This is a genomic window from Pseudorhodoplanes sp. (genome assembly GCF_046289595.1).
Classification (GTDB): domain Bacteria; phylum Pseudomonadota; class Alphaproteobacteria; order Rhizobiales; family Xanthobacteraceae; genus Pseudorhodoplanes.
On the sequence record NZ_JBKBVB010000054.1, the window covers coordinates 19,220 to 30,051 of the forward strand.

Consider the following 10,832-nt stretch of genomic DNA (forward strand, 5'->3'; position numbering starts at 1 on the left):
GAAACGACACCATGACAAGCAGTATCACCAAAAGGATAGTTCTGGCGATTGCCGCCGGGGCTTGCACGCTTGCCGTGTCGGGTGCCGGCGCATCGGCACAGTCTTTTCCGACCCAGCCGCTGCGTATCGTCGTTCCGCTGGCGCCCGGCGGGCCGATCGATCTGGTGACGCGGGCGATGGCCGAGCACCTTTCGGCTGCTCTGAAACAGCCGGTGGTGGTCGAAAACAGGCCGGGCGCCGCCGGCAATATCGGTGCGGAGGCCGTCGTGAAATCGGCACCGGACGGACACACGTTGCTGGCAACGCTTGGCACCTCGCTCTCGGTCAATCCGCATGTCTACGCGAAGATGCCGATCGACCCCCTGCGGGACCTCAAGCCCGTCCTGAACATGGCCTCGACAAGTCAGATGCTGGTTGTGCATCCGTCGGTGCCGGTCAACTCGCTGGCGGAGTTCATCGCATTCGCCAAGAAGGAACCGATCAGCTACGCACATGCCGGTCATGGCAGCCCCGGTCATCTGGCGATGGAATATTTCCGTCTCGAGACCGGCCTGCCGGTCATGGCACCGGTACCCTATCGCGGCAACGCTCCGCTGGTCACCGACCTCATTGGCGGTCAGGTCAAGGTGGGCTTTGTGGCCACCGCAGGCGTTGTTCAGCATGTGCGCACCGGCCGCCTCAAGGGCTTTGCGGTGTCTTCGAAGGAGCGGTCGGGACTGGCGCCCGACATTCCGACGGTGGCCGAATCCGGTTATCCGGACTTCAATTTCCTCACCTATTTCATCCTGCTCGCGCCTTCGGGAACGCCCGAGGAAACGCTTGCAACGCTCGAGCGGGAAGCGCGCAAGGCGCTGGTCACCGACGATCTTCGCAAAAAATTCGCCCAGCAAGATGTGACGATCCTTGGGACCGGCGCGAAGGAAACTGCGGCGTTGATCAAGTCCGAATACGACCTCTGGAAAAACGTTGCGAAGGACGCGAACATGAAGATCGACTGACGCAGTTCCGTATAGCCTCAACGCAATTCATATGATCCGGGTGAATCATATGATCCCGGTGAAGAAAAAGGGCGCCCGCTGGGCGCCCTTTGAGTTGCATCGCTTGCGCGATGTTGGGAGGAACAACGCTCACGCAGAATAATACATCTCGAATTCGACCGGATGGGGGGTGTGCTCGAAACGGATCACTTCGGTCATCTTCAGCTCGATATAGCTGTCGATGAAGTCGTCATCGAAGACGCCGCCGGCCTTCAGGAAGGCGCGATCCTTGTCGAGGTTTTCCAGCGCTTCGCGCAACGAGCCGCACACGGTCGGGATTTCCTTCAACTCGGCCGGCGGCAGGTCGTAGAGATCCTTGTCCATTGCCGGACCGGGATCGATCTTGTTCTTCACGCCGTCGAGACCCGCCATCAGCATCGCCGCAAAGGCGAGATACGGATTGGCGAGCGGGTCGGGGAAACGCACTTCGACCCGCTTGGCCTTGGGGCTTGTGGTGTAGGGGATACGGCAGGACGCGGATCGGTTGCGTGCCGAATAGGCGAGCAGCACCGGCGCCTCGTAGCCCGGGACCAGACGCTTGTAGGAATTGGTGGTCGGGTTGCTGAAGGCGTTGATCGCCTTGGCGTGCTTGATGATGCCGCCGATATAGTGGAGGCAGGTTTCCGACAGATCGGAATACTTGTTCCCGGCGAAAACCGGCTTGCCATCCTTCCAGATCGACTGATGGCAATGCATGCCCGAGCCGTTATCGCCATAGACCGGCTTCGGCATGAAGGTGGCCGTCTTGCCGTAAATGTGCGCGACCTGATGGATGCAGTATTTATAGACCTGCAGCTGATCGGCCATGTAGGTCAGCGGCGAGAATTTGAGGCCGAGCTCATGCTGGGCGGAAGCAACCTCATGGTGATGCTTCTCGACCTTGGCCCCCATCTTCGCCATCGCTGCCAGCATCTCGCCGCGCATGTCCTGCGCCGAGTCTTGCGGCGGAACCGGGAAATAACCCTTCTTGGTGCCGATACGGTGGCCGAGATTGCCGGACTCGTATTCGGTCGCCGAATTGGTCGGCAGTTCGACAGAGTCGAGACGGAAACCACAGTGATACGGGTCGGCAGAATAGCGCACGTCGTCGAACACGAAGAATTCGGCTTCGGGGCCGAAGAACACGGTGTCGCCGACGCCCAGCGACTTGACCATCGCTTCCGCCTTCTTGGCGATGCCGCGCGGATCGCGGTTATAGGGCTCGCCGGTGGTCGGCTCGAGCACGTCGCAGACCAGAACGAGGGTGGTCTCGGCGAAGAACGGATCGATGCAGGCGGTCGCGGGGTCCGGCATCAGGTTCATGTCGGACTCGTTGATCGCCTTCCAGCCGGCGATCGATGAGCCGTCGAACATGACTCCTTCGGCGAAGGTGTCGTCGTCGATCATCGAGATGTCGAACGTCACGTGCTGCCACTTGCCGCGCGGATCGGTGAACCGGAAATCGACGTATTTCACGTCGTTGTCCTTGATCAGCTTCATTACGTCTTTGGCGGTCGTCATATGAACGCGTTCCCTTTATTGTACGGGTCGTAAATTGCAGCGATGTCAGATCGCATCCAATCCGGACTCACCCGTCCTGATCCGGATTGCTTCTTCGATATTGGAGACGAAAATCTTGCCGTCGCCGATCCGTCCGGTTTGCGCGGCCCGCCGGATCGCGTCGATAGCCTTTTCGACCATCTCGTCGCCCAGCACGATCTCGATCTTCACCTTGGGGAGAAAATCCACCACGTATTCAGCGCCCCGATAGAGTTCGGTGTGGCCCTTCTGTCTGCCGAATCCTTTGGCTTCGGTGACCGTAATGCCCTGCAATCCGACTTCCTGAAGCGCCTCCTTCACCTCGTCCAGCTTGAAAGGCTTTATGATCGCCTCGATCTTTTTCATGCGAATCCTCTCCCGCTCCGACGGCAAAAAGTCTGCCCGCCAGAGCCCGCCGTTCGTTAGCAGGTCTTATGCCACTCGCCGCAGGCGCAAAATTATGCCCCCGGCCAATGCCTTAGGACCAATTGCATAGTCTGGTGACAGTTCTGAATGCATGCGTCAGATTAAATATTGTGCAAACTGGGCAAATCTTATGCAATTCGTGTTTTCTCCATGTACGAGCTCCTGACCAACGAACAAATGCGGCAGGCTGACCAATTGGCAGTCAGAGCCGGCGTGCCATCGCTGCAGCTGATGGAGCGGGCGGGCCGGGCTGTCGCGGAGTGCGTCATCGCCATGTCCGGAACGCGGCGCCCGGTTGTGGTGTGCGCCGGTGCTGGGAACAATGGCGGGGACGGTCTTGTCGCGGCGCGGCTTCTGGCTGAGCGGGGCGTCGATATCCGCGTGCTGACGCTGGGGAATATCGACCAGCTGCGGGGAGATGCCGGCGAGATGGCACGCCGTTACTCCGGACCGGTCGGCAAGTGGGCGGGCGAGGAAATTGATCCTCATTGCATCGTTGTCGATGCTATTTTTGGATCCGGGCTGAGCCGTCAGGTCGAGGGAGCCGTCGCGGCCCTGATTGCCGCGATCAACCGGTCAGGTGTCCCGATCGTTGCGGTCGACCTGCCTAGCGGGATCAGCGGCGATACCGGCGCCGTCCTGGGGAATGCGGTCAAGGCCACTCGCACGGTCACGTTCTTCCGGCGCAAGCCCGGACACCTGTTGCTCCCGGGGCGGCTGCATTGCGGAACCACGAGCGTGGCCGATATCGGAATCCCGGAAGCCGTGCTCGACACCATTCGCCCGCATCTCTTTGCAAACGTCCCGAGCCTATGGGGCGATGCGTTTCCGTTTCCGCAGATTGAGGGCCACAAATACACGCGCGGGCATACCGTGGTCGTATCCGGGGGGATTACCAGCACGGGAGCGGCACGGCTGGCGGCGAGAGCCGCGTTGCGCGCCGGCTCCGGTCTTGTGACCATCGCCAGTCCTGCCGAGGCGGTTGCGGTCAATGCCGCGGCAACCACGGCGGTGATGGTGCGCGAGGCAGAGGGGGCTCAGGGGCTTTCGGCGCTGCTGTCGGACCCCCGCCTGAATGCGGTGGTGCTCGGGCCTGGCGGGGGGGTCGGAGAGCATACGCGCGCGAAAGTTCGCATGGCCGCGCGCGGCGAGCGTGCGCTTGTGCTGGACGCGGATGCACTCACGAGCTTTGGGGAAAACCCGAAAGAGCTCTTTACAATCCTGACGAATCACAGGCTATCCACAGCAATCCTCAGCCCTCACGAGGGCGAGTTTGTTCGTTTATTCAGTACTATAAATGAAATTCCTTCAGTTAAACAAAAACTTGAGGCGTGCCTTGCTGCTTCACATGAAACAGCCGCGGTGGTGATTCTCAAGGGTCCGGACACGGTGGTCGCGGCTCCCGACGGCCGTGCGGCGATCGCCAATAATGGTCCACCATTCCTCGCCACGGCCGGATCGGGGGATGTGCTGGCCGGACTATGCGCCGGCCTCCGCGCCCAGGGCATGCCGGCATTCGAAGCGGCTGCGGCGGCGGTCTGGCTCCATGGGGAAGCGGCCAACGTCGTTGGTCCCGGTCTGATCTCGGAAGACTTGCCGGACGCACTACCGGTGGTTTACCGGCGCCTGTTTCGCAGACTTGATCCCGCCCCCGGGAGCAAGTCGCAGGCCTGACCGCAGGTCAATGGCGCGAGCAGCTGGCCGCATGCCTCGGCGCCATTTTTCTCGTGCGCAGCACAGCGGGCGTGATATAAGCCGCGCCGCTCGGCCCGCATGCCGCGCGGTGCCCTTACGCGCGGGCGTGGCGAAACTGGTAGACGCGCTGGATTTAGGTTCCAGTGACGCAAGTCGTGGGGGTTCAAGTCCCTCCGCCCGCACCAAACTTGAGGCCGGCTGAATTCATGCGAGCGTGATCCCGGAGACGGGGCCCGGCATCCGGAAACGATCACGCTCGACAACCATAACCCGGGGCGCGGGATGACGATGGTCAACCGCGCCGATGACCGCCGCAGGGCGGCGACGAGGAGCGAAGTTAGTCATGCAGGTGACCGAAACCCTGACCGACGGATTGCGGCGCGAATACAAGGTCGTGATTCCGGCAAGCGAGCTCGACACCAAGGTCAGCGAACGCCTTGACGCGCTGAAAGGCCGCGTGCGCGTCAACGGCTTCCGCCCGGGCAAGGTTCCGGCCGCGCATCTGCGCAAGATATACGGACGCTCCGCTATGGCTGAAGCGATCGAAGCTGCGATGCGCGACGTGAACGCGAAGATCGTCGCCGACAATAATTTCAAGCTGGCCATGCAGCCGAAGGTGACGCTGCCTGAAGATGAGAAGGCGGTCCAGGCGGTGATCGAAGGGAAATCCGATCTGGCCTACACCGTAGCCATGGAGATTCTGGCGCCTATCGACGTGATCGATTTCAAGACGCTCGATCTGACGCGGCTCGCCGCCGATGCCACCGACGACGAAGTGGACGAAGGCCTGAAGCGGATCGCGGAGCAGAACCGGCCTTACGCTGCGCGAGATGAGGGCGCCAAGGCGGAGAAGGGCGATCGCGTAACGATCTCGTTCGTCGGCAGCATCGATGGCGTTCCTTTCGAGGGCGGTTCGGCGGACGATGTCGCGGTGCTGATCGGCAGCGGGACCTTCATTCCCGGCTTCGAGGATCAACTCGTCGGCATTGCCGCGGGCGAGAACCGCAAGGTCGAGGTGACCTTCCCGGAGAACTATCCTGCCGCTCAGCTGGCCGGGAAAGCTGCTGTGTTCGATGTCACCGCCAAAACGATTGAAGCCCCGCGCGACGTTTCGATCGATGACGAGTTCGCCAAGTCGCTGGGCATGGAATCGCTTGACAAGCTCAAGGGTGCGGTGCGCGAGCGCATTCAGCGCGAGCACGACTCGGTCTCGAAGCAGAAGCTCAAACGGGCCCTGTTCGACGCGTTGGATGAGCGGCATAAATTCCCATTGCCTCCAGCGCTGGTGGAGCAGGAGTTCGAAAATCTCTGGAATACGGTCACCTCGGAAATGAAAGAGGCCGTCAGGACCTTCGCCGACGAAAACACGACCGAGGAAAAGGAGCGCGATGAGTATCAGAAGATCGCTGGCCGTCGTGTCAGGCTCGGTCTTCTGCTCGACGAGATCGCCCGCAAGAATGAGATTTCCGTCACCGAGGACGAAGTCCGCCGCGCGATCATGGAGCATGTGCGGCAATATCCGGGCCGCGAGAAGGAGCTGATCGAGATGTTCCGCAGCAATCCGGAAGCCATTGCCAGCATCCGCGCGCCGCTCATCGAAAACAAGGTGACCGACTTCATTCTGGCGTTGGCCAAGGTGACCGACAAGAAAGTCTCGCGCGAGGAATTGTACAAGAGCGACGACGAGAAGGCTGCCTGAACCGCCTTCCGGTCGACCGACACTGGCGAAATTGTCTTTGCGGTTTACCTAAGCGCAACCGGGCGGCGTCACGCTGTGCCGGGCCATGCTAAGCATGCGCCGCGATTCGCTGGCGCAGGAGAAGAAGATGAGAGATCCGGTCGATACCTATATGAACTATCTCGTCCCGGTCGTGGTCGAACAGACCAACCGCGGCGAGCGCGCCTACGACATCTATTCTCGCCTTTTGAAGGAACGGATCATCTTCATCACGGGCCCGGTCGAAGACGGCATGGCGACCGTGGTCGTTGCTCAATTGCTTTTCCTCGAAGCCGAAAATCCCAAGAAAGAGATTTCGATGTACATCAACTCGCCTGGCGGGGTGGTGACATCGGGCATGGCGATCTACGATACGATGCAGTTCATCCGCCCGGCCGTTTCGACGCTCTGCATCGGTCAGGCGGCATCGATGGGTTCGCTGCTGCTGGCCGCAGGCGAAAAGGATCTGCGCTTCGCGCTTCCGAATGCACGGATCATGGTGCATCAGCCGTCAGGCGGCTTCCAGGGCCAGGCGACCGACATCATGTTGCACGCGCAGGAGATCATCGCTCTCAAGAAGCGGCTGAACGAAATCTATATGAAGCATACCGGGCAGCCGCTGAAGAAGATCGAGGATGCGCTGGAGCGCGACTACTTCATGACGGCTGATGTCGCGAAGGATTTCGGGCTGGTCGACAAGGTGATCGACAAGCGCCTGGAAGATGCGCTTGCACCGAAATCCTGACGTCCGCTCCGGTATGAGATGTCCGGGCGCGGCTGCGCGCCTGCCGGCGCAGAGCGGGTCCGGTGTTAGCGAACCGTTGAGACCGCAATCCTAGTCTTGAGTGCCACGGGGCGCTCTGGTCACGGTTTCAACAGGTCTGCGGCCGCCGGAGGACGGCCAGGGTTCCCGAATCGTGGCGCAAGGGGCACTGATCGAGGGCTGGCGACCGGTTATCGTTAATGGATTCTTGATTGTCGTGCCGCTACCATGCTTCGCTAGAGTGTTGTCGGGGTCTGGGAAGGGGAGGCGTTTCGGGCGGGACTGTGGTCGGGTTGCCACGCTTTGGCCGTCCGTGAAGTGTTAGGACTGTGAGCGCCGGTCGCGCTTACGATTGGATACGGAGACTGGAATGACGAAGGTCGGCGGCAGCGATTCCAAGAACACGCTCTATTGCTCGTTCTGTGGAAAGAGCCAGCACGAAGTCCGCAAGCTGATCGCCGGACCGACGGTCTTCATCTGCGATGAGTGTGTCGAGCTTTGCATGGACATCATCCGCGAGGAGAACAAATCCTCGCTGGTGAAATCCCGCGACGGCATTCCGACCCCGAAGGAAATCCGCAAGGTTCTGGACGACTATGTGATCGGACAAGACCATGCCAAAAAGGTGCTGTCGGTCGCCGTCCACAATCACTACAAGCGGCTCAATCACCAGACCAAGCACAACGATGTCGAGCTGGCGAAGTCCAACATTCTGCTGATTGGCCCGACCGGCTCGGGCAAGACCCTGCTGGCGCAGACGCTCGCGCGTATTCTCGACGTGCCTTTCACGATGGCGGATGCGACAACGCTGACCGAAGCCGGGTATGTCGGCGAAGATGTCGAGAATATCATCCTGAAGCTGCTGCAGGCCGCCGACTACAATGTCGAGCGTGCGCAGCGCGGCATCGTCTATATCGACGAGATCGACAAGATTTCGCGCAAGTCCGACAACCCCTCGATCACCCGGGACGTCTCGGGCGAGGGCGTGCAACAGGCGCTGCTGAAGATCATGGAAGGTACGATTGCGTCGGTGCCCCCGCAGGGCGGCCGCAAGCATCCGCAACAGGAGTTCCTCCAGGTCGACACAACCAATATTCTGTTCGTCTGCGGCGGCGCCTTTGCCGGCCTCGACAAGATCATATCCGCGCGCGGCCGGTCCACCTCGATCGGCTTCGGCGCCACTGTGCGTGCGCCCGAAGACCGGAAGGCCGGGGAAATCTTCCGCGAGGTCGAGCCCGAGGATCTGCTGAAGTACGGTCTGATACCGGAGTTCGTCGGCCGCCTGCCGGTGGTCGCGACCCTTGAGGACCTCGACGAGGCCTCGCTGAAGAAGATTCTGGTCGAGCCCAAGAACGCGCTGGTGAAGCAGTATCAGCGTCTGTTCGAGATGGAGAATATCGACCTGACGCTCGCCGAGGAGGCGCTCGGCGCGATTGCCCGCAAGGCGATCGAGCGCAAGACCGGCGCCCGCGGCCTGCGCTCGATCATGGAAAGCATCCTACTCGACACCATGTTCGACCTGCCGAGCCTGGAGGGGGTCGAGGAGGTGGTGATCTCCCGCGAGGTGGTGGAGGGAACGGCCCGTCCGCTCTACATCTACGCCGACCGCTCCGATCGCACGGCGGAGAGTTCCGCCTCGGCATGATGTTGCTGTGCGCTCCCGGCTCGTCGGAGCGACAGGGTGCCCAGAATCGCCTAGCCTTCGGCAGGCCGGTGTTGGGGCTGCATGGGTGCAAGGCCACGCTGCCTCCGGCGGTTCCCTTGACTCCTGTGCGATGCAGCGCCACCTAACACGGGCGAACGGAAAGCGTACGAAGACCAAACTTCTCCTCCGGGCGGGGGTTCGTACCCACCCTCGTGCATGGCCAACAGATCGGCTGTGTTCCCCTCCCGGCCTCCCTCGGCACTCTGGACGGTTGCGCATGGTGCGGGCCCTCCGGAGGGGCACAAGAACAAGGAATGACGGCCATGACGACCGCCAACAAGCCGCGTCCCCCTTTAATCGCCGGTGAAACCCGGGCCTATCCGGTGTTGCCGCTGCGCGACATCGTGGTGTTTCCGCACATGATCGTCCCGCTCTTTGTCGGCCGTGAAAAGTCGATCAAGGCGCTGGAAGAGGTGATGCGCTCCGACACCTTCATTCTGCTCGCCACCCAGAAAAACGCCTCCGACGACGACCCGGCGACCGCCGACATCTACGAGGTCGGAACCCTGGCGAGCGTCCTGCAATTGCTGAAGCTGCCCGACGGCACCGTGAAGGTGCTGGTCGAGGGCGCGCAGCGCGCCAAAGTGCTGAAATACACCGACCGCTCAGAATATTTCGAGGCGGACGCCGTTGTGCTCGACGACAATATGGGCGAGCGCGTGGAGGCCGAGGCGCTGGCGCGTTCGGTGGTCAACGAGTTCGAGAATTATGTGAAGCTGAACAAGAAGGTCTCGCCGGAAGTGGTCGGCGTGGTTCAGCAGATCGACGATCACGCCAAGCTCGCCGACACCATCGGCTCGCATCTGCAGGTCAAAATCGCCGACAAGCAGGCGCTGCTCGAGACCGCGAGCGTTCCGGAACGGCTTGAAAAGGTGCTCGGCCTGATGGAGAGCGAAATCTCCGTACTGCAGGTCGAGAAGCGGATCCGTACCCGCGTCAAGCGTCAGATGGAGAAGACGCAGCGCGAGTATTACCTCAACGAGCAGATGAAGGCGATCCAGAAAGAGCTGGGCGACGAGGACGGGCGCGACGAACTCGCCGAACTCGAAGACAAGATCAAGAAGACCAAGCTCTCCAAGGAAGCCCGCGAGAAAGCCCAGCACGAGCTCAAGAAGCTTAGGCAGATGTCTCCGATGTCGGCCGAGGCGACAGTCGTGCGCAACTATCTCGACTGGATGCTGTCGATCCCGTGGCAGAAGAAGACCAAGGTCAAAAAGGACCTCAAGGCCGCCCAGGAGATTCTCGATGCGGATCACTTCGGTCTGGAAAAGGTCAAGGACCGTATCGTCGAATATCTTGCCGTGCAGCAGCGGGCCAACAAACTGACCGGTCCGATCCTGTGCCTCGTCGGTCCTCCCGGCGTCGGCAAGACCTCGCTCGGCAAGTCGATCGCCAAGGCGACCGGCCGCGAATTCGTGCGCGTCTCGCTCGGCGGCGTGCGCGACGAAGCCGAGATCCGTGGCCACCGGCGGACTTACATCGGCTCGATGCCCGGTAAAATCATTCAGTCGATGCGCAAGGCGAAGTCGTCCAATCCGCTGTTCCTGCTGGACGAGATCGACAAGATGGGCGCGGATTTCCGCGGCGATCCGTCGTCGGCGCTGCTTGAAGTGCTGGATCCGGAGCAGAATGCGACGTTCAACGATCATTACCTGGAGGTCGATTACGATCTGTCCGGCGTGATGTTTGTCACCACGGCGAACACGCTCAACATCCCGCCGCCGCTGATGGACCGCATGGAGATCATTCGGATCGCCGGCTACACCGAGGACGAGAAGCTTGAGATTTCGCGCAAGCATCTCATCCCGAATGCGATCGCAAAGCACGGGCTCAAGGCCGAGGAGTGGACCATCGACGATGCCGCGCTGCTTACCGTGATCCGCCGTTACACGCGGGAAGCGGGGGTGCGTAATCTCGAACGCGAAATCTCGACGCTGATCCGCAAGGCGGTGAAGGAGCTGACGCTCTCGA

Annotated in this window: 8 protein-coding genes and 1 tRNA gene; 7 read left to right on the top strand and 2 right to left on the bottom strand. The window is 61.2% G+C overall.

The window, feature by feature from the left end; translation table 11 throughout:
- The first annotated feature begins 11 nt into the window (after positions 1 to 11).
- Positions 12 to 998, top strand: coding sequence for a Bug family tripartite tricarboxylate transporter substrate binding protein (locus ACK41X_RS12865; RefSeq protein ID WP_409723687.1), 987 nt, complete (start codon positions 12 to 14; stop codon positions 996 to 998).
- A gap of 129 nt (positions 999 to 1,127) precedes the next feature.
- Here ACK41X_RS12865 and glnA read toward each other — a convergent pair whose 3' ends face one another.
- The gene (glnA, locus tag ACK41X_RS12870; RefSeq protein WP_409723690.1) at positions 1,128 to 2,537 is read right to left on the bottom strand and encodes a type I glutamate--ammonia ligase; all 1,410 of its coding nucleotides are present in this window, start codon (positions 2,535 to 2,537) and stop codon (positions 1,128 to 1,130) included.
- A gap of 45 nt (positions 2,538 to 2,582) precedes the next feature.
- Positions 2,583 to 2,921: a P-II family nitrogen regulator gene (locus ACK41X_RS12875; RefSeq protein ID WP_325609541.1), complete on the bottom strand. Its 339-nt coding sequence runs from the start codon at positions 2,919 to 2,921 to the stop codon at positions 2,583 to 2,585.
- Positions 2,922 to 3,131: 210 nt separating this feature from the next.
- On the opposite strand from ACK41X_RS12875, the gene ACK41X_RS12880 reads away from it, so the two are divergent.
- The 6 genes from ACK41X_RS12880 to lon form a co-directional block, all read left to right on the top strand.
- Positions 3,132 to 4,655 (top strand): NAD(P)H-hydrate dehydratase, encoded by a 1,524-nt coding sequence (locus tag ACK41X_RS12880; protein WP_409723693.1) that lies wholly within the window; start codon positions 3,132 to 3,134, stop codon positions 4,653 to 4,655.
- Positions 4,656 to 4,776: 121 nt separating this feature from the next.
- A tRNA-Leu gene (locus tag ACK41X_RS12885) sits at positions 4,777 to 4,861 on the top strand.
- 158 nt (positions 4,862 to 5,019) lie between these two features.
- Positions 5,020 to 6,375, top strand: coding sequence for a trigger factor (gene tig / locus ACK41X_RS12890; protein WP_409723695.1), 1,356 nt, complete (start codon positions 5,020 to 5,022; stop codon positions 6,373 to 6,375).
- Between the two features lie 127 nt (positions 6,376 to 6,502).
- Positions 6,503 to 7,138, top strand: coding sequence for an ATP-dependent Clp endopeptidase proteolytic subunit ClpP (gene clpP, locus ACK41X_RS12895; protein WP_409723701.1), 636 nt, complete (start codon positions 6,503 to 6,505; stop codon positions 7,136 to 7,138).
- Between the two features lie 388 nt (positions 7,139 to 7,526).
- Entirely contained in the window at positions 7,527 to 8,801 is a 1,275-nt protein-coding gene (gene clpX, locus ACK41X_RS12900) for an ATP-dependent Clp protease ATP-binding subunit ClpX (RefSeq protein WP_409723697.1), read from the top strand.
- A 323-nt stretch (positions 8,802 to 9,124) separates the two neighbouring features.
- Positions 9,125 to 10,832: endopeptidase La (gene lon, locus ACK41X_RS12905; protein ID WP_409723699.1), on the top strand; the 1,708-nt coding region annotated here is incomplete at its 3' end.

What these genes read in the sequence shown, in the direction of transcription:
- clpX (WP_409723697.1), top strand. Translation starts at nt 7,527, where the DNA reads ATGACGAAGGTCGGCGGCAGCGATTCCAAGAACACGCTCTATTGCTCG.
- ACK41X_RS12865 (WP_409723687.1), top strand. Translation starts at nt 12, where the DNA reads ATGACAAGCAGTATCACCAAAAGGATAGTTCTGGCGATTGCCGCCGGG.
- tig (WP_409723695.1), top strand. Translation starts at nt 5,020, where the DNA reads ATGCAGGTGACCGAAACCCTGACCGACGGATTGCGGCGCGAATACAAG.
- ACK41X_RS12875 (WP_325609541.1), bottom strand. Translation starts at nt 2,921, where the DNA reads ATGAAAAAGATCGAGGCGATCATAAAGCCTTTCAAGCTGGACGAGGTG.
- glnA (WP_409723690.1), bottom strand. Translation starts at nt 2,537, where the DNA reads ATGACGACCGCCAAAGACGTAATGAAGCTGATCAAGGACAACGACGTG.
- clpP (WP_409723701.1), top strand. Translation starts at nt 6,503, where the DNA reads ATGAGAGATCCGGTCGATACCTATATGAACTATCTCGTCCCGGTCGTG.
- ACK41X_RS12880 (WP_409723693.1), top strand. Translation starts at nt 3,132, where the DNA reads ATGTACGAGCTCCTGACCAACGAACAAATGCGGCAGGCTGACCAATTG.